The sequence below is a fragment of the Enterobacter sp. BRE11 genome, from assembly GCF_031844285.1.
Classification (GTDB): Bacteria; Pseudomonadota; Gammaproteobacteria; order Enterobacterales; family Enterobacteriaceae; genus Pantoea.
In genome coordinates, this window is the sequence record NZ_JAUZUX010000003.1 from 92,963 (window position 1) to 118,107 (window position 25,145).

At 58.8% G+C, this 25,145-nt stretch carries 24 protein-coding genes; 11 read left to right on the plus strand and 13 right to left on the minus strand.

What is annotated here, in order from left to right:
• Window positions 1-12: 12 nt before the first annotated feature.
• Window positions 13-777 (minus strand): pyruvate dehydrogenase complex transcriptional repressor PdhR, encoded by a 765-nt coding sequence (pdhR, locus tag Q9R34_RS04255; RefSeq protein ID WP_434126243.1) that lies wholly within the window; start codon window positions 775-777, stop codon window positions 13-15.
• A 515-nt stretch (window positions 778-1,292) separates the two neighbouring features.
• Here pdhR and aroP point away from each other — a divergent pair.
• The 4 genes from aroP (at window position 1,293) to Q9R34_RS04275 (ending at window position 5,549) form a co-directional block, all read left to right on the plus strand.
• Window positions 1,293-2,651, plus strand: coding sequence for an aromatic amino acid transporter AroP (gene aroP, locus Q9R34_RS04260; protein WP_485892515.1), 1,359 nt, complete (start codon window positions 1,293-1,295; stop codon window positions 2,649-2,651).
• A 117-nt stretch (window positions 2,652-2,768) separates the two neighbouring features.
• Complete coding sequence (locus Q9R34_RS04265; RefSeq protein WP_485892516.1) at window positions 2,769-3,023, plus strand: hypothetical protein; 255 nt, start codon at window positions 2,769-2,771, stop codon at window positions 3,021-3,023.
• A gap of 157 nt (window positions 3,024-3,180) precedes the next feature.
• Window positions 3,181-4,593, plus strand: coding sequence for a glycoside-pentoside-hexuronide (GPH):cation symporter (locus tag Q9R34_RS04270; protein WP_485892517.1), 1,413 nt, complete (start codon window positions 3,181-3,183; stop codon window positions 4,591-4,593).
• Window positions 4,590-5,549, plus strand: a complete 960-nt coding sequence (locus Q9R34_RS04275) for a glycoside hydrolase family 43 protein (RefSeq protein ID WP_485892519.1) — start codon at window positions 4,590-4,592, stop codon at window positions 5,547-5,549. The genes Q9R34_RS04270 and Q9R34_RS04275 overlap by 4 nt, the downstream gene beginning before the upstream one ends.
• On the opposite strand, the gene ampE is transcribed toward Q9R34_RS04275, so the two are convergent.
• On the minus strand, window positions 5,531-6,385 hold the full coding sequence (gene ampE / locus Q9R34_RS04280; RefSeq protein WP_434126251.1) for a beta-lactamase regulator AmpE: 855 nt from the start codon (window positions 6,383-6,385) through the stop codon (window positions 5,531-5,533). The genes Q9R34_RS04275 and ampE overlap by 19 nt on opposite strands.
• Window positions 6,386-6,401: 16 nt before the next feature.
• Window positions 6,402-6,953 (minus strand): 1,6-anhydro-N-acetylmuramyl-L-alanine amidase AmpD, encoded by a 552-nt coding sequence (gene ampD, locus Q9R34_RS04285; protein WP_485892521.1) that lies wholly within the window; start codon window positions 6,951-6,953, stop codon window positions 6,402-6,404.
• Window positions 6,954-7,150: 197 nt separating this feature from the next.
• On the opposite strand from ampD, the gene nadC reads away from it, so the two are divergent.
• The 4 genes from nadC to hofC all read left to right on the plus strand — a co-directional run bounded on the left by nadC (window position 7,151) and on the right by hofC (window position 11,248).
• Window positions 7,151-8,047, plus strand: a complete 897-nt coding sequence (gene nadC / locus Q9R34_RS04290; protein WP_434126253.1) for a carboxylating nicotinate-nucleotide diphosphorylase — start codon at window positions 7,151-7,153, stop codon at window positions 8,045-8,047.
• Window positions 8,048-8,228: 181 nt separating this feature from the next.
• Window positions 8,229-8,684, plus strand: a complete 456-nt coding sequence (gene ppdD, locus Q9R34_RS04295; protein WP_485892522.1) for a prepilin peptidase-dependent pilin — start codon at window positions 8,229-8,231, stop codon at window positions 8,682-8,684.
• Window positions 8,671-10,062 carry a type II secretion system protein GspE gene (gene gspE, locus Q9R34_RS04300; RefSeq protein WP_485892523.1) on the plus strand — a complete coding sequence of 464 codons (1,392 nt, stop codon included), beginning with the start codon at window positions 8,671-8,673 and terminating at the stop codon, window positions 10,060-10,062. The genes ppdD and gspE overlap by 14 nt, the downstream gene beginning before the upstream one ends.
• Entirely contained in the window at window positions 10,049-11,248 is a 1,200-nt protein-coding gene (gene hofC, locus Q9R34_RS04305) for a protein transport protein HofC (protein WP_485892524.1), read from the plus strand. The genes gspE and hofC overlap by 14 nt, the downstream gene beginning before the upstream one ends.
• A gap of 32 nt (window positions 11,249-11,280) precedes the next feature.
• On the opposite strand, the gene Q9R34_RS04310 is transcribed toward hofC, so the two are convergent.
• Window positions 11,281-12,321 (minus strand): GMP reductase, encoded by a 1,041-nt coding sequence (locus Q9R34_RS04310; RefSeq protein ID WP_485892525.1) that lies wholly within the window; start codon window positions 12,319-12,321, stop codon window positions 11,281-11,283.
• Window positions 12,322-12,537: 216 nt separating this feature from the next.
• Between Q9R34_RS04310 and coaE the strand changes: the two genes are divergently transcribed.
• From coaE to yacG, 3 genes are read left to right on the plus strand one after another with little or no spacing between them, the layout of a single operon-like run.
• Complete coding sequence (coaE, locus tag Q9R34_RS04315) at window positions 12,538-13,146, plus strand: dephospho-CoA kinase (protein ID WP_434126260.1); 609 nt, start codon at window positions 12,538-12,540, stop codon at window positions 13,144-13,146.
• 4 nt (window positions 13,147-13,150) lie between these two features.
• Entirely contained in the window at window positions 13,151-13,894 is a 744-nt protein-coding gene (zapD, locus tag Q9R34_RS04320) for a cell division protein ZapD (protein WP_434126262.1), read from the plus strand.
• Window positions 13,895-13,902: 8 nt separating this feature from the next.
• Window positions 13,903-14,100 carry a DNA gyrase inhibitor YacG gene (gene yacG, locus Q9R34_RS04325; protein ID WP_434126263.1) on the plus strand — a complete coding sequence of 66 codons (198 nt, stop codon included), beginning with the start codon at window positions 13,903-13,905 and terminating at the stop codon, window positions 14,098-14,100.
• A gap of 24 nt (window positions 14,101-14,124) precedes the next feature.
• On the opposite strand, the gene mutT is transcribed toward yacG, so the two are convergent.
• From mutT to murC, 9 genes are all read right to left on the minus strand, one after another.
• Window positions 14,125-14,520 carry an 8-oxo-dGTP diphosphatase MutT gene (gene mutT, locus Q9R34_RS04330; protein WP_485892528.1) on the minus strand — a complete coding sequence of 132 codons (396 nt, stop codon included), beginning with the start codon at window positions 14,518-14,520 and terminating at the stop codon, window positions 14,125-14,127.
• A gap of 288 nt (window positions 14,521-14,808) precedes the next feature.
• Window positions 14,809-17,514: a preprotein translocase subunit SecA gene (gene secA / locus Q9R34_RS04335; protein ID WP_485892530.1), complete on the minus strand. Its 2,706-nt coding sequence runs from the start codon at window positions 17,512-17,514 to the stop codon at window positions 14,809-14,811.
• A 70-nt stretch (window positions 17,515-17,584) separates the two neighbouring features.
• Entirely contained in the window at window positions 17,585-18,091 is a 507-nt protein-coding gene (secM, locus tag Q9R34_RS04340) for a secA translation cis-regulator SecM (protein WP_485892532.1), read from the minus strand.
• Between the two features lie 302 nt (window positions 18,092-18,393).
• Entirely contained in the window at window positions 18,394-19,311 is a 918-nt protein-coding gene (gene lpxC / locus Q9R34_RS04345) for a UDP-3-O-acyl-N-acetylglucosamine deacetylase (protein WP_033749496.1), read from the minus strand.
• Between the two features lie 101 nt (window positions 19,312-19,412).
• Complete coding sequence (gene ftsZ, locus Q9R34_RS04350) at window positions 19,413-20,567, minus strand: cell division protein FtsZ (protein WP_485892533.1); 1,155 nt, start codon at window positions 20,565-20,567, stop codon at window positions 19,413-19,415.
• Between the two features lie 69 nt (window positions 20,568-20,636).
• Window positions 20,637-21,893, minus strand: coding sequence for a cell division protein FtsA (gene ftsA / locus Q9R34_RS04355; protein WP_033749492.1), 1,257 nt, complete (start codon window positions 21,891-21,893; stop codon window positions 20,637-20,639).
• Entirely contained in the window at window positions 21,890-22,726 is an 837-nt protein-coding gene (gene ftsQ / locus Q9R34_RS04360) for a cell division protein FtsQ (RefSeq protein WP_485892534.1), read from the minus strand. The genes ftsA and ftsQ overlap by 4 nt, the downstream gene beginning before the upstream one ends.
• Before the next feature lies 1 nt (window position 22,727).
• A complete protein-coding gene (locus Q9R34_RS04365) occupies window positions 22,728-23,648 on the minus strand; it encodes a D-alanine--D-alanine ligase (RefSeq protein WP_434126271.1) in 921 nt (306 codons plus the stop codon).
• Window positions 23,641-25,116 carry a UDP-N-acetylmuramate--L-alanine ligase gene (gene murC, locus Q9R34_RS04370; protein ID WP_485892535.1) on the minus strand — a complete coding sequence of 492 codons (1,476 nt, stop codon included), beginning with the start codon at window positions 25,114-25,116 and terminating at the stop codon, window positions 23,641-23,643. Before murC ends, Q9R34_RS04365 begins: the two co-directional genes overlap by 8 nt.
• Between the last annotated feature and the right edge of the window lie 29 nt (window positions 25,117-25,145).

Below are 25,145 nucleotides of genomic sequence, written 5' to 3' on the forward strand. Positions count from 1 at the left end.
CTTTGTCGCGCGTTATTCCTTACGTTGCTGTAAACGACGCAGGGAGCGTTCACGACGAGTCTGCTCCCGACTTCTGTCCAGCAAGATTTCCTCTATGAACGCCAGATGACGATGTGAGGCTTCGCGCGCCTGCTCCGGCTCGCGAGCCACAATCGCCGCGAAAATACTGGCGCGGTGACCGCTCACTTTCGCCAGCATTTCCCGGCGCGAGTAGAGCAATTCAAAATTCTGTCGAACGTTTTGTTCCAGCATCGGGCCCATCGAGCGCAGTAAATGCAGCAGGACCACATTGTGGGCGGCTTCTGTGACAGCGATCTGATACTGCATTACCGCATTCGCCTCGGCGTCGAGATCGCCGCTCTCCTGAGCCTGCTGTATTTGCATGTGGCAGTGGCGGATACGCTCAATATCCTCTTCCGTGCCGCGCAGCGCCGCGTAGTATGCCGCAATCCCTTCCAGCGCATGGCGCGTTTCCAGTAAATCGAACTGGGATTCCGGATGCTTGGTAAGCAGGCTGACGAGCGGATCGCTCAGGCTTTGCCAGAGATTCTGCTGGACGAAAGTGCCGCCACCCTGACGGCGCAGCAGCAGGCCTTTCGCTTCCAGACGCTGTATGGCTTCGCGAAGGGATGGACGTGAGACATCAAATTGTTTGGCGAGTTCGCGCTCAGGCAATAGCTTCTCGCCAGGACGCAGCGTCCCTTCCATAATCAGCGATTCCAGCTGCTGTTCAATGGCATCTGAGAGCTTGGGTTGGCGAATCTTGCTGTAAGCCATCTTCCCTTCTTATCAAGCCGTCGTCCGGAGTAAATTGGTAATACCAATTTCAAAAAGTTGGCCGTAAAGTAACAAAGTATTCACCTTGTGTCTATATGACGCCAGTCACATTCCTTATGCTGGAAGGCGCTTCACGGCCTTAAGTTGCCGCAGGAAAAACAGAAATGGCGCTGCGCGGGAAAGGTTAATTCTCGCTACTTTTACCAAACCTTACACAGCGTTAAGGGCGATCCTCTTACGCACCATAAGACAATCTTATTCGTCTTCAGGAACGATTCATGGCAGAAAAGGCGCAGGCGGCAATGTGATGGCGGCGGTGCTTTTTCAGTCAGGTCTCAGCACGAAAAGAGAAAGCAGGTGCAAAGCGCATCGCATATCACTATTCTTGTCGCCAGGGTAGCCTGCGCAGGCAGAGAGCGCGCCTGATACCGTAAATAAATCAGTACGTTAATGTAACCACTTCCTGACAGCCATCGCGCGCTGCAAAAGAAGAATTAAAACAATATGAGGTTCGTATGGAACAACAGCATGGCGATACGCTGAAGCGCGGGCTAAAAAACCGTCATATCCAGCTGATCGCGCTGGGCGGTGCCGTGGGCACCGGCCTGTTTCTGGGCAGCGCATCGGTAATTCAGGCGGCCGGGCCGGGCGTTATTCTGGGCTACGCCATTGCCGGTTTTATCGCCTTTCTGATTATGCGTCAGTTGGGAGAGATGGTGGTTGAGGAGCCGGTCGCCGGCAGCTTCAGCCACTTCGCCTATAAATACTGGGGCAACTTCGCCGGCTTTGCCTCGGGCTGGAACTACTGGGTACTTTATGTGCTGGTGGCCATGGCCGAGCTGACCGCCGTCGGCAAATACGTTCAGTTCTGGTGGCCCGATATCCCAACCTGGATCACCGCCGCCGTCTTTTTCGTGCTGATCAACGCCATTAACCTGACTAACGTGAAAGTCTATGGCGAGATGGAATTCTGGTTCTCCATCGTCAAAGTCGTCGCCGTTATCGCTATGATCCTGTTTGGCGGCTGGCTGCTGCTCAGCGGCACCGGCGGCCCGCAGGCCAGCGTCAGCAATCTCTGGGCACAGGGCGGCTTCCTGCCGCACGGCTTCAGTGGACTGGTAATGATGATGGCGATCATTATGTTTTCGTTCGGCGGCCTGGAGCTGGTCGGCATCACCGCCGCAGAAGCCGATAATCCCGAGCAGAGCATCCCGAAAGCCACCAATCAGGTTATCTACCGCATCCTGATTTTCTATATCGGTTCGCTGGCGGTGCTGCTGTCGCTGATGCCCTGGACGCGCGTCACCGCAGACACCAGCCCCTTCGTGCTGATCTTCCATGAACTGGGCGATGCGCTGGTGGCGAATGCGCTGAACGTGGTCATCCTGACCGCCGCGCTGTCGGTCTATAACAGCTGCGTCTACTGCAACAGCCGCATGCTGTTCGGCCTGGCCCAGCAGGGCAATGCGCCGAAAGCGCTGCTGAAGGTTGATCGTCGCGGCGTGCCGGTAACTACCATTCTGGTTTCAGCCGTGGCGACCGCACTCTGCGTGCTGATCAACTATCTGATGCCGGGAGAAGCTTTCGGTCTGCTGATGTCGCTGGTGGTCTCCGCGCTGGTGATCAACTGGGCGATGATTAGCCTTGCTCACCTGAAGTTTCGCCGTAAGAAAGATCAGCAGGGCGTGACAACGCGCTTTAGGGCGCTGCTCTATCCGTTAGGCAACTGGCTTTGCCTGGCGTTTCTGGCCGGCATTTTGGTGATTATGCTGATGACGCCGGGCATGGCGATATCGGTCTGGCTAATCCCGGTCTGGCTGGTCGTCCTGGCCATCGGCTACGCTATCGCGCGCAAGAGCACGGCAAAAAACTAACGTTCCTCCGGTGCGCGTAACAGACGCGCACCGGCTTAAATGGCCTTTTTACTATATTTTTCTCCCCGCCCTCGCTGTTAGCATTTCCTTTCTTTTAAACACAAAAGGAAATATTTGATGCGTCAACTCACTTCTTGCGAACTTACCGCCGTAAGCGGCGGCGGTGTTATTCAGGATATGGCTACGACGATTGGTCAACAGGCTGGCTCACTTATTGGCTCTTCCCTTGGGTCACTGTTGCCCATTCCGTTTATTTCTGGGGTTATTTCTAAGATCGCTGGTTCGCTTTTCAGTAACGTCGGCGGTTGGCTAGGCGGTCTGCTTGGCGGTCTGGTGGAGAGCGCTACCGGCACGTCAACAACAACCAGCTAATCTTTACTCCCCTCTCTGGCGCCTGTCTCATGATACGCGCCAGTTCACGTTTTTGCCCGCCCGCGGATTTTATCCATCTCTGCAACCATTTGTTACTGCAACGCTCCCTCAATCTGCGCCAATAATCACTGGCGTCATGATTCGCAGGAGAAGCGATATGAAGTCTACGGTGCTTACCTTTAAAGAGAAACTCGGCTACGGCATGGGCGATGCCGGCTGTAATATGATTGGCGGCGCCATCATGCTGTTTCTTAACTATTTCTACACCGATGTTTTTGGCCTGGCGCCTGCGCTGGTAGGAACGCTCTTACTCTCGGTGCGCGTGCTGGATGCCATTACTGACCCGATTATGGGCGCCATCGCCGATCGTACCCAGAGCCGCTGGGGCCGCTTCCGTCCCTGGCTGCTATGGATCTCGGTGCCCTATGTGCTCTTTAGCGTGCTGATGTTCACCACGCCGGACTGGAGCTACGAAAACAAGGTGATTTGGGCCTTCGTCACCTACTTCCTGATGTCCCTGACCTACACCGCCATCAACATCCCCTACTGTTCGCTGGGCGGCGTCATCACCAGCGATCCCGGCGAGCGCGTCTCCTGCCAGTCCTACCGCTTTGTGATGGTCGGCATTGCGACGCTGATCCTCTCCCTGTCTCTGTTGCCGATGGCGGAATGGTTCGGCGGTGAGGATAAGGCGCGCGGCTATCAGCTGGCGATGAGCGTGCTGGCGCTGATTGGGCTGGGGATGTTCCTGTTCTGCTTCGCCACGGTGCGCGAACGTATTCGCCCGGCGGTGCCGACCCATGACGCGCTAAAAAGCGATCTGCGCGACGTGTGGAAAAACGACCAGTGGGTGCGCATTCTGCTGCTCACCTTCTGCAACGTCTGCCCGGGCTTTATCCGTATGGCCGCCACCATGTACTACGTCACTTGGGTGATGGGCCAGACGACCCACTTCGCCACGCTGTTTATCAGCCTCGGCGTCGTAGGCATGATGCTCGGCAGTACGCTGGCGAAACTGCTTACCGATCGCTGGTGCAAACTGAAGGTTTTTTTCTGGACCAATATCGCGCTGGCTTTATTTTCCTGCGGCTTTTACTGGATCGATCCTCACGCCACCGTCGCGGTAGTGATCGCCTATTTCCTGCTGAACGTGCTACATCAAATCCCGTCGCCGCTGCACTGGTCGCTGATGGCCGACGTCGACGATTACGGCGAGTGGAAAACAGGCAAGCGCATTACCGGCATCAGCTTCTCCGGCAACCTGTTCTTCCTTAAGGTCGGCCTGGCGGTCGCGGGCGCGATGGTCGGCTTTTTACTCTCAATTTACGGCTACGACGCGGGCGCGAAACAGCAATCCTCGCAGGCGGTAAACGGCATTATGCTGCTCTTCACCGTTATCCCGGGCGTTGGCTACCTGATTACCGCAGGCGTCGTGCGCCTGCTGAAGGTTGATCGGACGCTAATGCGCACGATTCAGGAAGATCTTGCGCTGCGCCGCGCCAACTTCCGCGAACTGCATGAAATTCATCAGCGCGACGGCGTCACCACCCAACCCGGAGAAGCGAAATGAGCACACCCTGGCCGAATCCCTTTATTGAACAGCGGGCCGACCCCTTTATCCTGCGCCATGAGCAGCACTACTACTTTATCGCCTCCGTACCTGCCTATGACTGGCTGGAGCTGCGTCGCGCCAGCACGCTGCTCGATCTGCGCCATGCCGAACCGGTCGTGGTCTGGCGCAAGCCGGAGAGCGGCCCCTGCAGCGAGCTGATCTGGGCACCGGAGCTGCACCGCATCGACGAACAGTGGGTGATCTATTTCGCCGCTGCGCCGACGCGCGACATAAAAGACGGGCTGTTTCAGCATCGCATGTACGCGCTGGTATGCGACGACGCCGATCCGCTTAGCGGACGCTGGCAGGCGCCGCGCCGGGTGTTTAGCCAGTTCGATACCTTTGCCCTGGACGCCACCCACTTTGTGCATCAGGGCAAAAACTGGTATCTGTGGGCGCAGAAGGATCCGGCGATCCCAGGCAACTCCAATCTCTACCTGGCGGAGCTGCTTAACCCCTGGACGCTGAAAGGCGCGCCGACGATGCTGAGCCGACCGGAGTATGAGTGGGAGTGCGCCGGGTTTAGCGTCAATGAAGGAGCGGCGGTGATCAAGCATGGCGATCGGCTGTTCGTCACTTATTCGGCCAGCGCCACCGACGAAAATTACTGTATGGGGCTGCTGTCGATCGGCATTGAGCAGGATCTGCTTGATGCCGCTAACTGGCACAAATCGGCGCGGCCGGTCTTTACCTCAAACTGGGATAACCATCAGTATGGGCCGGGTCATAACTGCTTTACTCAGGATGAGAACGGTAAGGATGTGCTGGTCTATCATGCCCGCAACTATACGGAAATCGAAGGGGATCCACTGTGGGATCCCAATCGCCATACGCGGCTGAAACATTTTGTCTGGCGCGACGACGGCACGCCCGATTTCGGCGTGCCGCCTGCGGATTATACCAGCGTGCCGTAGATGGTGAGCAGCGCGACCACTACCACCAGAACCAGCGAGATGCGCTTCGCCAGCGCCACCGCAATGCGCGGAGTTTCGACCTTGTCCAGGTGCGGATCGCGCTCCAGCGAAAACTGCGCCAGGCTGGTCAGCACCTGATATTGCGAACGGTGACGGTCAGTCAGCGCAGCGAACCAGGCGGGCAGTGCTTTTTCGCCGTGCCCCAGCAGCGCATAGGCAACCCCAGCCAGCCGCGCCGGGATCCAGTCAATCACGTGCAGCAGGCCGTCGACGCCTGACTGCGCGCGCGCCATCGGCGACTGATGTTTCGCCAGCCAGCTCTGCCAGGCACGCAGGAAGGCATAGCCCACCAGCAGCACCGGCCCGTAGGGGCCGCCCGCCACAAACCAGAACATCGGCGCCAGGTAAAAGCGGAAGTTAATCCAGATCAGGGCGTTTTGCAGCTCGCGCAGAAATTCTCGCTCGCTGCACTCCACCGGCACGCCGTGGATCAGCGTCAGCTCGGCCGCCATCGCCTGATGCGCCGCGACATCGTCATGGCTCGCCGCTTTTAAATAGGCGTGATAGTGCAGGCGCGCCGATCCGGCGCCGATACAGAGCAGGCCGATCAGGATCCAGAACAGCAGTTGCACGATGCCGAACAATAGCCCTTTTATGCTCCAGATCGCCACCGCCGTCAGCGCCATCGCCAGCAGGGTCATGCCAAGCGTGCGCAGCAGCGAAAAACGGCGACGGCGGCGAAAGATCGGCTCCAGCCGATGATCGAGCTGCCAGTGCTCGCCCAGCTTAAACAGGCGCTCCCAACCTAAAACCAGTAACAACGAAAACAACGTCATATCCGCTCCGCGAAAATCAAAAAGAAGTCTGCGCCAACCGCTGCTGATACTGCTCCCAGTCAAAAGCCGGACCCGGGTCGGTTTTGCGCGTCGGGGCGATATCGCTGTGTCCGGTAATGCGCGAGGGCGTTAAAGGATAGTGCTGCAGCAGGAGCTGCGTGACGGCTGCCAGCGCCTGGTATTGCGCATCGGTGTAGGGTAGATCGTCGGTGCCTTCCAGCTCAATGCCGATGGAAAAGTCGTTGCAGTTTTCGCGGCCCTGATAGCAGGAAACCCCAGCGTGCCAGGCGCGATGACCGAAAGAGACATACTGCACGATTTCGCCGTCGCGGCGAATCAGGCAGTGCGCCGCGACCTGCAGGTGAGCGATATCAGCAAAATAGGGATGGGCATCGGGCGGCAGGGTGCCGGTAAACAGCCGATCGATCCACGGCCCGCCGAATTCGCCCGGCGGCAGACTGATATTGTGGATCACCAACAGCGAGGGAGCCTCGTCGTTGGGACGTTGATTAAAATGCGGCGACGGCACCTGACGAATGTCGGTCAGCCAGCCCTGTTCCAGTTTCATGCTGGTTTTTCCTTAGCAAAGTCCGGCTGAGAATAGCATGATTTTCGATAACTTTTTGCAGCCTAAAGGTGCGGCGGTGCCGCCTCCCGTTTTCAAGTTAAGTATACTAAACAAAAATTTGACTTCGACTGGTGAAATGCGCCGTTTCGATCTATTGTGGCTTCCTCTTTGTTCAGGTCATCAGGAGCGAAATCGCTATGCCAACCCGCCGTTATAATGCCGATAGCCGTCGCCAGGCGCTAATCGCCCGAATCGAACAGGACATTCCTGCCACGGTCGCGCGCGCTTTGCAGGAGGATCTGGGCGGCGAAATCGACGCCGACCGCGACATCACTGCCCAGCTGCTTCCTGAAGAGAGTGAGGCCCAGGCGCGTGTCATCACGCGCGAGGCGGGTGTTTTCTGTGGTAAACGCTGGGTGGAGGAAGTGTTTAATCAGCTTGGCGGCCATGCCACGCTGAGCTGGCAGGTCGAGGATGGCGATAGCCTGACGCCCGATCAGACGCTGTTTACCCTGAGCGGCCCTTCTCGCCTGCTGCTGACCGCCGAACGCACCGCCCTGAACTTTGTCCAGACGCTGTCTGGCGTCGCGACCGAAACCCGACGCTATGTACAACTGCTGGAAGGCAGTCACACGCAGCTGCTGGACACGCGCAAAACCCTGCCGGGCCTGCGCACCGCGCTGAAATATGCGGTGCTGTGCGGCGGCGGTGCGAACCATCGTCTCGGCCTCTCGGACGCCTTCCTCATTAAGGAAAACCATATCATCGCCAGCGGGTCGATTCGGCAGGCAGTAGAGAAAGCGTTCTGGCTGCATCCGGACGTGCCGGTGGAGGTTGAAGTGGAGTCGCTGGAGGAGCTGGATCAGGCGCTGGCAGCGGGCGCTGACATCATTATGCTGGACAATTTCACCCTCGAGGCGATGCGCGAGGCTGTGGCGCGTGCGCAGGGACGCGCGCAGCTTGAGGTCTCCGGTAACGTGACCGAAGCGACGCTGCCGCAGATTGCCCAAACCGGCGTCGACTACGTTTCCGTCGGCGCGCTTACCAAGCATGTGCGTGCGCTCGATCTCTCGATGCGCTTCACCAGCCTGTAACGTCCCTACGCCGTGCCGCCGTGCACGGCTTTTTTTGCGCGTCAGCTTCCGCTTCATTGTTCTCCGCACTGCAACCCAACTCTTTTATTGCGCACCTTTTTCCGGCCTGAAAATCCGCCGCTGGGTTTAGCGCCCATGCTTTTCTACTCTGCCCCCTCTTCTCCGTGAAAGAGGCGATGTCATGACCAATCAACAAGGTTTTACCCTGGTCGAGCTGATGATTGTGGTGGGGATCGTCGCGATCCTCAGCGCTATTGGCTTACCGGCCTATCAAAACTACCTGCAGCGCGCGGCGCTCACCGACATGCTGCAAACCATGGTGCCTTATAAAACGGCCGTAGAGCTGTGCGCCATGGAGCGCGGCGGCCCTGCGCAGTGTCAGGCTGGCGAGAAAGGCATTCCGGCGGCGAAAGGCTCGCGTTACGTCTCCGCGCTCAGCGTGGTAAACGGCGTCATTACCTTAACCGGTCAGGAGAGCCTGAACGGCCTGAGCGTCGAAATGACGCCAGTATGGGACAGCGCGGAAGGTAGCCTGAGATGGCAGCGCAGCTGTACCAGCAGCAGCGACAACCTGCGCGATAACTGTCTGGAGCAGTTCCGCTTCGATGATAAAGGAGCTAACGATGGCGATGCCTGATTCCGCTATACGTGCGCTGTGCCAGCGCTATCGGGCCGTGTTGCTGCATCATGATGCGACGCTGCTGCGCGTCGCCGTGGCGGAACAGGTGCCAGAGGGCCTCAGCGAGGCGCTGCACTTCGCCAGCCAGTGTCAGATCGAGATCGAATGCTGGCCGCAGGCGCGGCTTGACCTTCACCAGCACGGTAGCGCCTCAGCGGAAGTACCGCGCGAGGCGCTGCCGGAATCGGCGGTCGACGCCGTCAACCAGATGCTGCAGCAGGCGCTGCGGCGGCGGGCCTCTGATATTCATATCGAACCGCAGCGCGACGGCGTACGCATCCGGCTGCGCATCGACGGCGTGCTGCAGCCGCTGACGCCTTTGAGCGAGGCGCCGCCCGCCGCGCTGATCGCCAGGCTGAAAATCCTCGGCGGGCTGGATATTGCCGAGCGGCGGCTACCTCAGGATGGACAGTTTACGCTAACGCTGGAGGGCAAACCCGCCGCCTTCCGTCTGGCGACGCTGCCGGTGCAGTATGGCGAAAAAGCGGTGATCCGTCTGCTGCAGAGCGAAAGCAGCACCCTGTCGCTGGATAAGCTGGGCCTGCCCGCCGCGCAGCGCCGTCTGCTGAGCGCCGCGCTGGCGCAGCCGCAGGGACTCATCCTGGTGACCGGGCCAACCGGCAGCGGGAAAACCTTTACGCTCTATAGCTGCCTGAGCACGCTGAACCGGCCGGAGATGAATGTCAGCAGCGTCGAAGATCCGGTGGAAATTCCGCTTGCCGGCATTAACCAGACGCAGATCAACCCTAAATGCGGACTCGACTTCAACCGGGTGCTGCGCGCCCTGCTGCGCCAGGATCCCGACATCATTATGGTAGGTGAGATCCGCGATGCGGAAACGGCGGAGATTGCGGTCAAGGCGGCACAGACCGGCCACCTGGTGCTATCGACGCTGCATACCAACTCGACGGCGGAAACCCTGACGCGACTGCGCCAGATGGGCATTCCTGGCTACCTGCTCGGGCCGGCGCTACGGCTCATCGTGGCGCAACGGCTGGTGCGGCGCCTCTGTCCGCACTGTCGTCAGCCAGCGCAGGCGATGGCGCATTTTCCGCCCGACGTCTGGCCCGGCACGCTGCAAACCTGGCGCGCGCCCGGCTGCGACCACTGCTTTTCCGGCTATTTCGGACGGCTCGCGCTGTTTGAGATATTACCGGTCGGCAGCAAGCTGCAAAACGCCATCGCCGCCGAGATGCCGCTCGACAGCGTACTGGCGCTGGCGAAAAAACAGGGTATGCGCCCCCTGTTCATCGGCGGGCTGGAGGCGGTCAGCCGCGGCGAAACCTCACTGGAGGAGATGCAGCGCGTGACCGGTCTGGAAGATGTCCCGGCTTAGCCTCTATTGCTGGCAGGCGGTCAATGGCCAGCAGCAGCTGCATGAAGGCCAGCTGCTGGCGGCTGATGAAGAGAGCCTGCTGCGGCAGCTGGCACAACAGGATCTGCTGCCGATTAGCTGGCAGCGCCGCAGGACGTGGCGCGCGCGCGACTGGAAGTGGCAGCAGAAGATCGACCTTATCAGACAGCTTGCCACGCTGCTCAAAGCGGGCCTGCCGCTGGCACAGGGGCTGGCGCTGCTGTCGCAAGGTCATCCGCATCCCGGCTGGCGCGTACTGCTGCATGCGCTGCGGCTGCGGATAGTGCGCGGCGAGCCCTTTTCGCAGGCGTTAAGCCAGTGGCCGCAGATTTTTCCGCCTTTGTTCGCCGCGCTGATGCAGGTGGGCGAACTGACTGGGCAGCTTGACGTCTGCTGCGCCCAGCTGGCCGATCAGCAGGCGCGTCAGCAGCACCTGTGGAATAAAGTGGTCAAGGCGCTACGCTATCCGCTGTTTATTTTACTGGTGGCCGTGGCGGTAAGCGTCGGCATGCTGCTGTTCGTACTGCCGGAATTCGTCTCGGTCTACGCCTCGTTTAATGCTCCGCTCCCCGCCTTTACCGCGGCGGTGATGGCGCTCTCCGTCGGTCTGCAGCGCTGGGGCGGCTGGGTTGCGGTCGCGCTGCTGGTCGTGGCTGCCGCCTGGCGCGCGCTGCGTCGGCGCTCGCCGGCGTGGCAGCTGTGGGAGCAGCGTCTGATGCTGCGTCTGCCGCTGCTTTCGGATCTGTGGCGTGGCAGCCAGCTCAGCCAGATCTTTGCGGTTTTGCAGCTCACGCAGCGGGCGGGCATTACTCTGCTACAGGGGTTACAGGCGGTGGAGGCGACGCTGACCACGCGGCTGTGGCGCGACGCCGTTGTGGCGCTTCAGCACCATATTGCGCAGGGTGCGCCGCTGCACCAGGCGATGCAGGATCATCCGCTGTTTACGCCGCTCTGCATGCAGCTGGTGCATGTCGGGGAAGAGGCTGGCGCGCTCGACACCATGCTGGCACGGCTCGCGGAGTGGCATGAGGCACAAACTCTGGCGCTGGCCGATATGCTCGCCGCCTCGCTGGAACCCGCAATGATGGTGATTGTTGGCGCCATCGTCGGCACGCTGGTGATCGCCATGTATCTGCCGGTGTTTGGGCTGGGAAATGTGATGCATTAGGGTGCGCCAGGCACCCTGATGAAAGAGAGAGGTTAACGGTTAAAAACGCGGTTTTCCTGTTCGGCGACGCGAATGAAGGTGGTTCGCTTGGTCAGCTCTTTCAGCCGCTCTGCGCCGACATAAGTGCAGGCTGAGCGCAGGCCGCCGAGGATGTCGCGCGCCGTCTCGGCAACCGGACCACGTAGCGGCAGCTTCACCGTTTTGCCTTCCGCCGCGCGATACTGCGCGACGCCGCCAACGTGGCGCTTCATCGCCGATTCCGAGCTCATGCCGTAAAACAGCATAAACTGCTCGCCGTTCTCCTCGACTACGGTTCCCTCACACTCGTCATGCGCGGCGAGCATGCCGCCCAGCATGACGAAATCGGCGCCGCCTCCGAACGCTTTGGCGATATCGCCCGGCACCGCGCAGCCCCCGTCGCTGACAATCTGGCCGCCCAGGCCGTGCGCCGCATCTGCGCATTCGATAACCGCAGAGAGCTGAGGATAGCCGACGCCGGTTTTCACACGCGTGGTACAGACCGACCCCGGGCCAATGCCGACCTTAACGATATCTGCGCCGGAGAGGATCAGCTCCTCTACCATTTCGCCGGTGACCACGTTGCCTGCGCAAATGGTGCGATCTGGAAAGCGTTCGCGCGCGCGCTGCAGGAAGGTGACAAAGTGCTCGGAATAGCCGTTTGCTACGTCAATACAGATGAATTTGAGATCGGCAGAGAGCGCCAGAATCGCCGTCAGCTTCTGCAGGTCGGCATCTGAAGTGCCGGTCGACACCATAATGTGATTCAACACCGACACCGGCGAACGCTCAATAAAGGCGCGCCAGTCGTCGACGCCGTAGTGCTTATGCACGGCGGTAAGAATATCAAAGCTGGCCAGCGCCTCCGCCATGCTGAAGGTGCCAACGGTATCCATATTCGCGGCGATCACCGGTACGCCGCTCCAGCTCAGGCCGGAATGCTTAAAGGTAAAATGACGCGCCAGTTCGACCTCAGAACGGCTTTTCAACGTGGAGCGCTTAGGGCGGATCAGCACGTCTTTAAAACCCAGCTTTAAATCTTCTTCAATACGCATAAAAATTGTCCTGGTAAGTGGCAGCGAATCGCAGTTCGGGTAGCGCACACGGCTCCAGTGGCATAATCATACGCGCCCTGCGTCTGCCGACAAGACTGCGAATTTCACTTTATTTAAGCTACAATCCGATAAATTTAGCTGAGAATTTTCATTGTGATCGCGCGCTCAGTTTTGCGCTTCGGCTTGCCCGCTGCGTAGCGCGCCTGAGAGAGTAATATGCCTTATACCGTGGCGCTGACCGGAGGAATCGGCAGTGGAAAGAGCACCATCGCCAATGCTTTTGCGGCGCTTGGCGTGCCGATTATTGACGCGGACGTTATCGCGCGCGAAGTGGTCGAGCCGGGATCGGCGGCGCTGCGGCAAATAGCGGAGCGCCACGGCGAAAGCATTCTGACAGCGCATGGCGCACTGAATCGCGCCCGACTGAGAGCAATAATTTTCCAGTCGCCCGATGAAAAAACCTGGCTGAATAATCTGCTTCATCCCCTGATTAATGCCCGCACGCAGCAGCTGAAAGCGTTGTCGACCGCGCCCTATGTGCTGTGGGTCGTGCCGCTGCTGGTCGAGAATGGCCTACAGCATCAGGCGGATCGCGTTCTGGTGGTCGACGTCGATGAAGCGACGCAGCTCAGGCGCACCATCCAGCGTGACGGCATCGATCGCCAGCAGGCGCAAAATATTCTGTCCGCTCAGGCGACGCGCAGCGCGCGCCTCGCCGTAGCCGACGACGTCATTAATAACAGCGGCACGCCCGATGAGGCGCTGCCGCAGGTTGCCGCTCTGCACCAGCGCTATCTGACGCTGGCGGCAACGCAACAGGATTAACGCCATGAGTACAGTCGTTCTGTTTGAACATCCCCTGAATGAAAAAATGCGCACCTGGCTGCGCGTGGAATTCTTAATTCAGCAGCTGCATGAAACGGTCCCGGTTACCCGCACCGCCTCGGCGCTGACCTTTTTCCGCATCATCGGCGAGCTGCTGGATATTTTCGAGCGCGGCGATATGCGTACCGAACTGCTGAAGGAGCTGGAGCGTCAGCAGCAAAAGCTGCGCGCCTGGGCAGACGTACCGGGCGTTGACATGGCCGTGGTTGATGCGCTGCGCGACAAGCTCAAAGCGCAGGCGGTTCAGCTCAACAGCGCGCCGAGGATGGGGCAGCAGCTGCGCGAAGATCGACTTATCGGCCTGGTGCGTCAGCGGCTCAGCATTCCGGGCGGCTGTTGCAGCTTCGATCTGCCAGGACTGCATATCTGGCTGCATCAGCCGCAGGAGGTGCGCGACGGCCATGTCGCCGCCTGGCTGGAGACGCTGACGCCGCTGCATCAGAGCCTGGCGATGATTCTGGATCTTATTCGCCAGTCAGGCGCGTTCCGCCATCAGACCAGCCTGAACGGTTTTTATCAGGATAACGCCGAAGGTGCCGATCTGCTGCGCCTTCAGCTCCTGCTGGAGGATGCGCTTTATCCCCAGGTTTCCGGCCACAAAAGTCGTTACGCCATCCGCTTTCTGCCGCTGGACAGCGAACGCGGCGAAGTACCCGCACGACTCAACTTTGAACTGGCCTGTTGTTAGAGGTAGCTATGCAAAATGAAGTGATTACCGTTCAGTGTCCGCACTGCGGGAGAGATGTAATCTGGGATGAGCTCAGTCCGTGGCGCCCGTTCTGCAGCAAGCGCTGCCAGCTGATCGATTTAGGCGAATGGGCAGACGAAGAGAAGCGGATCCCCAGCGAAGGCGATCTGAACGAAAGCGATGACTGGAGTGAAGCACAGCACTGACAGCAGGGGCTCGCGCCCCTGATATTAAAGCTCGTTGGCGACCAGACGCGCAACCAGCGCATGGTTAGCTGGCGGGAACTCTTCTGCGACCAGATTGCGTTGCGCAACCCAGCGCTGTGGCTGCCCTTCGCGTCCCCACGGCTCGCCTTCCCAGCCTTCCACCAGAAAGAAGTTGAGCGTGACGCGCAGCGCGTCATAGGTATGATCTGCCGCACCAATCGCCGTCGCCTGCGTCACTTCGATGCCGGTCTCTTCCAGCAGTTCGCGCTTCAGCGCCTCTTCCGTGCTCTCGCCTGGCTCGATTTTACCGCCGGGAAACTCCCACATATTCGCCATATGGGACGACGCCGGGCGCTGAGCCAGAAAAATCTCTTTATTGGCGTTACGGATGATGCCAACGGCAACCTGCAGGTGCTTCATAAATTTTTTCCACATCGGATAAGTGAAGGTGCGCTGATTTTAAAGCATGGATGGCGCAAAGTTAACCGCGCCGCGTCGACATGAAAAAAGGCGCCGAAGCGCCTTTTAAAAGCTGACATATTTTTAAACGCGGGTGACATGGACTGAAGAGCAAAGCGTCCCGCGCAAGGGAGTGCGCGGGCCGAGCTGGCATGGATGCCGCTTTTGCGTCTTTGCGATCGGGCCTTGTCACCCGCGTCTGCACTTTTTAACAAGCTCAAAGGCGCCGAAGCGCCTTTTTTGCGACTGTCAGGCCAGTCGGCCATGACACTGCTTATATTTTTTACCAGAGCCGCATGGGCAAAGATCGTTACGTCCGACCTTGCGCTCGCCGCCCTGCGCCGCCAGTGATGCGGCTGCGGCCGCCTCATCGTCAACATGGCTAAGCTGCTGCTGCTGCGCCAGACGCTCAGCCTCTTCGCGACGCTGCTGCTCCATCGCTTCCACCTCTTCTGGCATGCGCACCTGCACCTTGCTCAGCGTGCTGACCACTTCATACTTCAGCGACTCAAGCATGGCCGCGAACATCGCGAAGGATTCGCGCTTGTACTCCTGCTTAGGATCTTTCTGCGCATAGCCGCGCAGATGGATGCCCTGACGCAGGTAGTCCATCGCCGCCAGATGCTCTTTCCACAGCGAATCGAGCGTCTGCAGCATCACGCCTTTTTCGAAGTTGCGCATCATCTCGACGCCGACAATCTCTTCCTTGCTGGCGTAGCTCTCGCGGGCGCGCGTCATGATGCGCTCGCGCAGCGTCTCTTCGTGCAGATCCGGCTCTTTATCCAGCCACTCGGCGATCGGCAGGTCGAGGTCGAAGTCAGCGCGCAGGCGCTCTTCCAGGCCCGGCACGTCCCACATCTCTTCAAGCGAATGCGGCGGGATGTAGGTGTCGATAGTGGTTTTAAACACGTCTTCGCGAATGCTGTTGATGGTTTCGCTGACGTCGGAAACGTCCAGCAGCTCGTTGCGCTGGCTGTAGATGGCGCGACGCTGGTCATTTGCCACATCGTCATACTCCAGCAGCTGCTTACGAATATCGAAGTTGCGGCTCTCGACTTTACGCTGCGCGTTGGCGATAGCTTTGGTCACCCACGGGTGTTCGATCGCTTCACCAGGCTTCATGCCCAGTTTACGCATCATGTTAGAGACGCGATCCGAGGCGAAAATACGCATCAACGCATCTTCCATCGACAGATAGAAGCGAGACGAACCGGCATCGCCCTGACGACCGGCGCGGCCGCGCAGCTGGTTATCGATACGACGCGACTCGTGACGCTCGGTGCCGATAATATGCAGACCGCCTGAAGCCAGTACCGCATCGTGGCGCTGCTGCCAGGCCGCTTTAATCGCTTCAATTTGCGCTTCGGTCGGCTCTGCCAGCTCGGCGACTTCCGCATGCCAGCTGCCGCCCAGCATAATGTCGGTACCACGACCCGCCATGTTGGTGGCGATAGTGACCGCGCCCGGCTGCCCCGCCTGTGCGACGATATCCGCTTCGCGGGCGTGGAACTTGGCGTTCAGCACGTTGTGCTTGATACCTGCACGCGTCAGCTCGTTAGAGACCACTTCCGATTTTTCAATGGAAATGGTCCCCACCAGCACCGGCTGGCCATTAGCGGTACGCTCGCGGATATCTTCGATAATCGCGTCGATCTTCTCTTTTTCGGTCATATAGACCAGATCGGGCAGATCTTTACGCACCATCGGGCGGTTGGTCGGCACGACAATGGTGTCGAGTTTATAAATAGAGCTGAACTCGAAGGCCTCGGTGTCCGCCGTACCGGTCATACCGGCCAGCTTATCGTAGAGGCGGAAGTAGTTCTGGAAGGTGATGGAAGCCAGCGTCTGGTTCTCGTTCTGGATCTCCACACCCTCTTTGGCTTCAATCGCCTGGTGCAGACCATCCGACCAGCGGCGGCCCTGCATGGTACGGCCGGTGTGTTCGTCGACGATAACCACTTCGCCGTCCTTCACGATGTAATCCACATCGCGCGTAAACAGCGCGTGGGCCCGCAGAGCCGCGGTGACGTGATGCATCAGCATAATGTTGGTCGGCGAATAGAGCGATTCGCCCTCTTCCATAATGCCCTGGCTCACCAGCAGCTCTTCCACCTTGACCAGACCGCGCTCGGTCATGTGCGCCTGACGCGCTTTCTCGTCGACCCAGAAATCGCCTTCGCCCTGGAAGTTGTCAGAGTCCTCTTTCTCCTGACGGATCAGGCCAGGAATGATTTTGTTAACCCGGGTATACATTTCCGAGCTGTCTTCTGCCGGACCGGAGATAATCAGCGGCGTACGCGCTTCGTCGATCAGGATGGAGTCGACCTCATCCACCAGCGCATAGTTCAGCTTGCGCTGCACGCGCTCTTCCGGGCTGAAGGCCATGTTGTCGCGCAGATAGTCGAAGCCATATTCGTTGTTGGTGCCGTAGGTGATATCCGCCGCGTAGGCCTCACGCTTCGCCACCGAAGGCATGCCCGGCAGGTTGATGCCGACGCTCAGCCCCAGGAACTCAAACAGCGGACGGTTATTTTCCGCATCGCGCTGCGCCAGGTAGTCGTTGACGGTGACGACGTGCACGCCTTTACCGCTCAGCGCATTGAGGTAGGCCGGCAGGGTCGCGGTCAGCGTTTTACCTTCACCGGTACGCATCTCCGCGATGCAGCGATCGTTCAGCACCATGCCGCCAATCAGCTGCACGTCAAAGTGACGCATGCCGAAGACGCGTTTACTGGCTTCACGCACTGTCGCAAAGGCTTCCGGGATCAAATTTTCCAGCGTCTCGCCTTTTTTCAGGCGTTCGCGAAACTCGTCGGTTTTCGCTTTCAGCTCGTCGTCTGAAAGTTTCTCAAAATCCGGTTCCATCTTGTTGATGACGTCGACGACTTTGCGCATGCGGCGCAGGGTACGATCGTTGCTGCTGCCAAACATTTTGGTTAAAAGCTTGATTAACATATTAAAAACTTCTCAATTCAGCCGCGTAATGCGGGCTGCGATAATGAATAAAGGTATTTTAAAAGACGTTTCAGACAAGCAGCGTAGACGGTCCGGCGCGAATTGCATGGGTTTTACTGCGCCAGTCGGCCAGTGAAGTGGCAGGAGCAAGCGCATCGTACGGCGCGTTGGCGACCGGCTGCGACGGCTGGCGTAAAGAAGTATGAGTGGTCAGCAATGCCTGAAGCGAATCGATCAGCGCCAGCCTGTGCGCAGCCAGCGGCAGGTTATCGGGCGTTTCCGCCTGCGGCGTCAGGGTAAAGGAAAGATGACGGATAACGGTACGGATGGCGTGCTGATGCCAGTAATCTATCGTAAAGCTGGGACGGCGCGCCGTTTCCTGCAGTCGGATCAGATGATCGAAGCGCGCGGCATTGCCGACGAAAAGGCTGCTGGAAGAGGATTCGGATGAAGGGTTGAATTCAGCGCTCTGGGCGCAGACAGGCAAGCCAAAGCTGGCCGCCACCATCCCCAGCAGGAGATGAGGCCAGAAATAGCGTCTGCCTAAATGTCGCCAGCGTAGAAAAATTCCGATCACAACTCTTCCATTGCGCATCAACGACCGCGTCGTTGTCAGGGGGTTACCGCTCTCTTTGAACAGCGGCGCTCAGCTTCTCAGAGCGCCTGATAGTACCATTAATGTGGGGCGCCCACATCAGTGTTTAAAGTCGCTCTGGAAGAAAAGCCGCCTGTTTGTTCAGCGTTTCAGCAACGTTGCACGCTTTGCTGCGAAGCATGCCGAAAATTTCAGGGGACCAAAAAAAGCGCAATAAAAAAGGCTGGCGCTGCTGACCGGAGAGGGTTGTCAGCAGATACCAGCCTTTAAAAATTCCGGGGTAATTAAGCCAGAACCAGATTCGGTGCCTTGAACGCCAGCGGCAGTTCCGCTTCGTCTTCGAAGGTAGCCCATTCCCAGGCTTCTTGTTTCGCCAGGACGGCCTGCAGCAGCTTGTTGTTCAGTGCGTGGCCTGATTTGAACGCGGTAAACGCGCCGATAATGTTGTGGCCGCACATAAACAGGTCGCCGATCGCATCCAGCATTTTGTGACGAACGAATTCATCTTCAAAACGCAGGCCTTCTTCATTCAGCACGCGGAAGTCGTCGAGGCCGATCGCACAATCCAGACTACCGCCCAGGCACAGGCCTTTGGATTGCAGATACTCGATTTCACGCATAAAGCCGAAAGTCCGCGCGCGGCTAATCTGACGAACAAAAGAGTCGGCAGAGAAGTTCAGCTGATAGCGCTGAGAGCTGGAGTCGATCGCCGGATGGTTGAAGTCGATGGTAAAGTCGAGAGAGAAACCATTGTATGGCTTGATCTCGGCCCACTTGTCGCCATCTTCCACGCGAACAGTCTGCTTAACGCGCACAAATTTCTTGGCGCTGTTCAGCTGTTCGATGCCTGCATCCATCAGCAGATAGATAAAGGGCGCGGCGCTGCCGTCCATAATCGGAATTTCCGGCGCATCCACTTCAACAATGATGTTGTCGATACCCAGACCAGCCAGCGCGGCGTTCAAATGCTCAACCGTCGAAATACGTACGCCTTCATCATTCACCAGGCAGGTACTCAGCATGGTGTCGCGCACGTATTTTGCATCAGCCGGGAAATCAACCGGTGGATTCAAGTCAGTGCGACGATAGATGACCCCGGTATTAGCCGGCGCAGGGCGTAGTGTCAGCGTGACTTTCTTGCCGGTATGTAAACCGACGCCAGTCGCCTGAACAATACGTTTTAATGTCCTTTGTTTGATCATCGTATTATCTCGCAATATTACCCATCCGACCGCCAGTATACTTTACCAGCGGGCGAACACTTTAGCACAAAGAGCGGAGAATCCCAATTCTCAGCTTATTCCTAATCGGCCTGCTTACGCAGAAACGCTGGAATATCAAGGTAATCGGGCTCTTTGTTTGACTGCGCAGTCTGGTCGTTGACCACTTTAGCCGCCGGCTTTTGCTCCTGCAGCAGCGGCGACATACCGTGCTGCTGGTAGCGATGATCCATCACAGGCTGGCTGGCTGGCTTATTGGTCACCAGGGTAATTTCCGGACGCTTATCCATGCCAATGCCGGTTGCCACGACGGTAACGCGCAGTTCGTCGTTCATTTCCGGATCCAGCGAGGTACCGATAACCACGGTGGCGTTGTCAGAGGCGAAGGCGCGGATGGTGTTACCCACGGTTTCGAACTCATCCAGACGCAGGTCGAAGCCCGCCGTGATGTTGACCAGCACGCCGCGCGCGCCAGACAGGTCGATATCTTCCAGCAGCGGGCTGGAGATCGCCATTTCGGCTGCCTCTTCCGCGCGATCTTCGCCGCAGGCGACACCGGAACCCATCATCGCGTAGCCCATTTCGGACATTACGGTGCGTACGTCAGCAAAGTCGACGTTCATCAGGCCCGGACGTGTAATCAGCTCAGCGATGCCCTGTACAGCGCCTTTCAGGACGTCGTTTGCTGCGCCAAAAGCGTCAAGCAGAGAGATGCCGCGACCCAGCACTTTCAGCAGCTTGTCGTTCGGGATAGTAATCAGTGAATCGACATGCTTAGAGAGTTCGGCGATGCCCTGCTCAGCAAAGGCCATGCGCTTTTTGCCTTCGAAGTTGAACGGCTTGGTCACGACCGCAACGGTCAGAATGCCCAGGTCTTTAGCCACTTCCGCCACCACCGGCGCAGCGCCGGTGCCGGTACCGCCGCCCATACCGGCAGCGATAAAGACCATGTCTGCTCCCTCCAGCGCAGAACGCAGTGCTTCGCGATCTTCTTCCGCCGAGGTACGACCCACTTCCGGATTCGCGCCGGCACCCAGACCTTTGGTGATATTGGTGCCGATCTGGATAGTCTGGCCAACCGCTGTTTTACGCAACGCCTGAGCGTCGGTGTTCACAGCAAAGAATTCCACACCTTCGATACGCTCGCGCACCATGTGCTCTACGGCATTGCCGCCGCCGCCGCCGACGCCGATGACTTTAATCACCGCGTCATTGGTTAATTCCATCGGTTCAAACATGATTTCTCTCCGTTATGTGCCTGTCGCCTGGAGACCATAAACAGTGCCAGCATGGTCTCCTTTCTAAAATCAAAATTCTTTCTTCAACCAGCTATTAATGCGCTTGAACCAGTTACCCACTGATGCGCGTTTTTCCGTCTCTGCATCGCCGTTCATATGGGACTCTTTGCCGTAGTGCAGCAGTCCCACTGCGGTCGAGTAATAAGGTTCCTGCGCGTAATCTGTCAATCCAGTGATATTGAGCGGCTGCCCGATACGCACCTGCGTATGGAAAACGCGTTGTGCGCAGGCGGCCAGCCCTTCAATTTGCGCCGCGCCACCGGTCAGTACGATCCCGGCTGCCAGATGGTGCTTAACGCCCTGCTGACGCAGTTGTTCCTGTAGCTGCAAAATCTCGTCATTGACCAGATTCAGCAATTCGGTGTAGCGCGGCTCGATGACTTCGGCCAGCGTCTGCCGTTGCAGACTACGCGGCGGACGTCCGCCCACGCTCGGCACTTCAACATTTTCATCTTTGCCGACAATCGACCCCAGCGCGCAGCCGTGGCGAACCTTGATCGCTTCAGCGTCTGTCGGCGGCGTGCCGAAGGCGTAGGCGATGTCGCTGGTAACCACGTTACCCGCATAGGGGATCACTTTAGTGTGACGCAGCGCGCCGCCTGTATAAACAGCAATATCCATTGTACCGCCGCCGACGTCGACAACACAGACGCCAAGCTCACGTTCGTCTTCGGTCAGCACCGCAAAACTGGACGCCAGACCGGCAAAAATCAGTTGGTCAACTTTCAGGCCACAACGTTCAACAGCCTTGACGATATTTTTCGCCATATCGTTGTGACATGTGATCAGGTGCACTTTTGCCTGCATGCGCACGCCCGACAAGCCGACCGGATTTTTGATGCCTTCCTGATAATCGATAGCGTATTCCTGAGGAATAACATGCAGGATGCGGTGCTCATCACGCACGCGCACTGACTTTGCAGTGTGTACGACGTTTTCCACATCATCCTGAGTCACTTCCTCTTCGGAAATCGGAACCATCCCGATTTCGTTCTGGCAGCTGATATGTTTACCCGATAAGGCGAGATAGACGGAAGAGATCTGGCAATCCGCCATCAGTTCGGCCTGATCGATGGCGCGCTGTACGCATTTCACCACCGACTCAAGGTCGTTTACGCCGCCTTTATCCATACCGCGAGATGGGCAGCTGCCCACCCCGATAATGTTGACCATACCATCGGGCAGAATTTCCCCAACCAGGGCGGCGACCTTCGCGGTGCCAATTTCGAGTCCAACTACCAGTTTTCTGTCCGTTGCCTTGATCATTGTTTAGCCTGTGCCTGGTTCTGTTGCTGATTACTGTCCTGGAGCTCTACGGGCTCCGGCGTCCAGCCCACGGCTGCACCCGAGTCGTACCGCAAATCCACATAGCTGATGCGCTTGTGCTCGTTCTGCCCTTGCTGCTGCAACGCCGGATAGAGCTCGATAAATCGGTTAAGACGCTTCATGGGCTCGCCGCGCCCCAGTTCGATGCGCACATCGTCGCTGGTGACCAGCTGCCATGACCGTCGCGCCGTCATCGACGCGACCTTCAGGGTAAATTTGTTGGCTTTCAGCACGTCGCTCATGCTGTGGTAACCCGCCAACACCTCTTTTTCGCTGCCTTCCGGTCCGTACAGCATCGGCATTGTTTCTTTGCCGATGTGGCTGGCCGGCACGCTGAAGGAGACGCCGTCCGCATCCACCATGTGCAGATCGTTCCAGCGCGCCACCGGCACATACTCCACCAGATGGATCTTCAGCTCGTCAGGCCACTGCTTGCGCACGCTGACCTGTTTAATCCACGGCAGCCGCTCAATCTGCTGCTGAAGGATGTCGACATCCTGCGACATAAAGGTGCCCGGCGCGCCCAGCGACAAAATCGCCTGGCGGATATCATCGTGCGTGGTGTAGTGGGTTTCGCCCGTCACCACCAGCCGTGAAAGCGGCAGGCGCGACGCGTCGTTCATCCATTTCAGCACCACCAGCCCGCCGAAAATCATAATGCCAATGACCACCAGCAAAAAAACGATGCCGAACAGTCTGGCCCCGTTGCTGCGCCCCGTGCGCACGCGCTCCTGGGGCTCGCGGTTCCGTGCGTTAAGTGCCGCCTGTGACATATCAGTCAGCCAGTTCCAGAATGCGCGCCACCAGCTGCGAGAAGCCTATGCCCGCAACGCTTGCCGCCATCGGCACCAGACTGTGGCTGGTCATGCCTGGCGAGGTGTTCGCCTCCAGCAGCTGGAAGTTGCCTTCGCCATCCGCCATCACGTCTACGCGTCCCCAGCCGCTACAGCCCAGCGCGCGCCACGCGTCCCAGACCAGCGTCTGTAGCTCCGCTTCCCGCTCCGCGCTCAATCCTGCCGGGCAGAAGTACTGAGTATCGTCAGAAATGTATTTTGCTTCATAGTCATAAAACTCACTGGCGGTCTGAATGCGTATGGCAGGCAGAATCTGGTCGCCAATAATGCCGACCGTATACTCCGCCCCGCTGAGAAACGCTTCAATCAGCACGTTGTCATCATGGCGGAACGCTTCATCCAGCGCAGCAGGCAGCGTTGCCAGCGTATTGACGCGGCTGATGCCGACGCTGGAGCCTTCGCTGCTCGGCTTGACGAACAGCGGCAGCCCAAGCGCTTCAACGGCGTCGCGCATTTCTGCGTTCAGACCCGCCTGATACTGCTCGCGCGTCAGCCAGACAAAACGGCCCGAGGGCAATCCGCGCCCCTGCCAGAGCAGTTTGGTGCGCAGCTTATCCATGGTAATGGCCGACGCCATCACGCCGCTGCCGGTATAGGGCAGCTGTAAAAATTCCAGCACCGCCTGCAGCGTGCCGTCTTCGCCTCCGCGGCCGTGCAGCGCAATAAACGCGGCGTCGAAGCCCTGCTCTTTCAGCGTCAGTACCGAAACGTCGCGCGTGTCGACCGCATGCGCGTTAACGCCCGCCTCACGCAGACCCGCCAGCACCGCGCTGCCGGACATCAGCGACACGTCGCGCTCCGCCGAGGTGCCGCCCATCAGGACGGCGACTTTATCAGCCATGACGCTCCTCCGCTTTGCGCTCGGGCTGCAGCTTGCCATCCGCCAGCTTGCGCGCCACTTTGCCGACGTTACCGGCGCCCTGCACCAGAATGAGATCGTTGCCCGACAGCAGCGGCGCCAGCATCTCCGGCAGCGCGTCGTGATCCGGCACCAGCACCGGATCGACCTTGCCGCGCCCGCGAATAGAGCGGCACAGCGCGCGGCTGTCCGCGCCCGGAATCGGCGTTTCGCCCGCTGAATAGACATCCAGCATCAGCAGCACATCGACCTGGGACAGCACGTTGGCGAAGTCGTCGAACAGGTCGCGGGTGCGCGTATAGCGGTGCGGCTGAAACGCCATCACCAGTTTTTTATCCGGCCAGCCGGCGCGCGCCGCCTTAATGGTGGCGTCGACTTCGGTCGGATGATGGCCGTAATCGTCGACCAGCATCGCCGTGCCCGGATTGCCGTTTACCGGCTCCGTCGGGAATTCGCCCAGCAGATCGAAGCGACGGCCTGTTCCCTGGAAGCTTTTCAGCGCGGCAAGAATCGCGTTGTCATCAATGCCCTCTTCGCTCGCCACCGCAACGGCGGCGGCCGCGTTCAGCGCGTTATGACGGCCTGGCGCATTCAGCGTGACCTGCAAAAGGGGCTTGTCGTGGCGCACCAGGGTAAAGTGCCCCTGCGCGCCGCGCTGCTCATAGTGTTCAATGCGCACATCGGCATCATCGCTAAAGCCGTAGGTGGTGATATGACGCCCCACGCGCGGGATCAAATCGCGGATCACCGCATCATCGATGCACATTACCGCACGGCCGTAAAACGGCAGGTTGTGCAGAAAGTTGATAAACGTCTGCTTCAGGTTTTCGAAGTCGCCCTGATAGGTATCCATATGGTCAGCTTCGATATTGGTCACTACCGCCACCATCGGCTGCAGATGCAGGAAAGAGGCGTCGCTCTCATCCGCTTCAGCAATCAGGTAACGGCTGCTGCCGAGCCGCGCGTGCGTGCCCGCCGCCTTAACCAGCCCGCCGTTGACGAAGGTCGGATCCAGACCACCCTCTGCATAGATGCTCGACACCATCGCCGTGGTGGTGGTTTTGCCGTGCGTGCCGGCAATAGCGATGCCGTGGCGAAAACGCATCAGCTCCGCCAGCATCTCGGCGCGACGGATCACAGGAATACGCTGTTCGCGCGCTGCGACCAGTTCCGGGTTGTCCTGCGCCACCGCGCTGGAGACCACCACCACGCTGGCGTCGGTGACGTTTTCCGGCCGATGGTTAAAATAGATGGTGGCGCCCAGCGCCGCCAGATGCTGCGTCACCGCGTTCGGCGCCAGATCGGAGCCGCTAATATGGTAACCCTCGTTCGCCAACACTTCGGCAATACCGCCCATGCCGGCACCGCCGATGCCGACAAAGTGAATGTGCCGGACGCGACGCATCTCGGGCACAATGGAGCGCAGTTTTGCCAGTTGTTGTGTATTCATCGTTCTCAGTTACCTGTCATCTCTATCCG

Coding starts and splice junctions, on each gene's coding strand:
- pdhR (WP_434126243.1), bottom strand. CDS start 777: ATGGCTTACAGCAAGATTCGCCAACCCAAGCTCTCAGATGCCATTGAA.
- aroP (WP_485892515.1), top strand. CDS start 1,293: ATGGAACAACAGCATGGCGATACGCTGAAGCGCGGGCTAAAAAACCGT.
- Q9R34_RS04265 (WP_485892516.1), top strand. CDS start 2,769: ATGCGTCAACTCACTTCTTGCGAACTTACCGCCGTAAGCGGCGGCGGT.
- Q9R34_RS04270 (WP_485892517.1), top strand. CDS start 3,181: ATGAAGTCTACGGTGCTTACCTTTAAAGAGAAACTCGGCTACGGCATG.
- Q9R34_RS04275 (WP_485892519.1), top strand. CDS start 4,590: ATGAGCACACCCTGGCCGAATCCCTTTATTGAACAGCGGGCCGACCCC.
- ampE (WP_434126251.1), bottom strand. CDS start 6,385: ATGACGTTGTTTTCGTTGTTACTGGTTTTAGGTTGGGAGCGCCTGTTT.
- ampD (WP_485892521.1), bottom strand. CDS start 6,953: ATGAAACTGGAACAGGGCTGGCTGACCGACATTCGTCAGGTGCCGTCG.
- nadC (WP_434126253.1), top strand. CDS start 7,151: ATGCCAACCCGCCGTTATAATGCCGATAGCCGTCGCCAGGCGCTAATC.
- ppdD (WP_485892522.1), top strand. CDS start 8,229: ATGACCAATCAACAAGGTTTTACCCTGGTCGAGCTGATGATTGTGGTG.
- gspE (WP_485892523.1), top strand. CDS start 8,671: ATGGCGATGCCTGATTCCGCTATACGTGCGCTGTGCCAGCGCTATCGG.
- hofC (WP_485892524.1), top strand. CDS start 10,049: ATGTCCCGGCTTAGCCTCTATTGCTGGCAGGCGGTCAATGGCCAGCAG.
- Q9R34_RS04310 (WP_485892525.1), bottom strand. CDS start 12,321: ATGCGTATTGAAGAAGATTTAAAGCTGGGTTTTAAAGACGTGCTGATC.
- coaE (WP_434126260.1), top strand. CDS start 12,538: ATGCCTTATACCGTGGCGCTGACCGGAGGAATCGGCAGTGGAAAGAGC.
- zapD (WP_434126262.1), top strand. CDS start 13,151: ATGAGTACAGTCGTTCTGTTTGAACATCCCCTGAATGAAAAAATGCGC.
- yacG (WP_434126263.1), top strand. CDS start 13,903: ATGCAAAATGAAGTGATTACCGTTCAGTGTCCGCACTGCGGGAGAGAT.
- mutT (WP_485892528.1), bottom strand. CDS start 14,520: ATGAAGCACCTGCAGGTTGCCGTTGGCATCATCCGTAACGCCAATAAA.
- secA (WP_485892530.1), bottom strand. CDS start 17,514: ATGTTAATCAAGCTTTTAACCAAAATGTTTGGCAGCAGCAACGATCGT.
- lpxC (WP_033749496.1), bottom strand. CDS start 19,311: ATGATCAAACAAAGGACATTAAAACGTATTGTTCAGGCGACTGGCGTC.
- ftsZ (WP_485892533.1), bottom strand. CDS start 20,567: ATGTTTGAACCGATGGAATTAACCAATGACGCGGTGATTAAAGTCATC.
- ftsA (WP_033749492.1), bottom strand. CDS start 21,893: ATGATCAAGGCAACGGACAGAAAACTGGTAGTTGGACTCGAAATTGGC.
- ftsQ (WP_485892534.1), bottom strand. CDS start 22,726: ATGTCACAGGCGGCACTTAACGCACGGAACCGCGAGCCCCAGGAGCGC.
- Q9R34_RS04365 (WP_434126271.1), bottom strand. CDS start 23,648: ATGGCTGATAAAGTCGCCGTCCTGATGGGCGGCACCTCGGCGGAGCGC.
- murC (WP_485892535.1), bottom strand. CDS start 25,116: ATGAATACACAACAACTGGCAAAACTGCGCTCCATTGTGCCCGAGATG.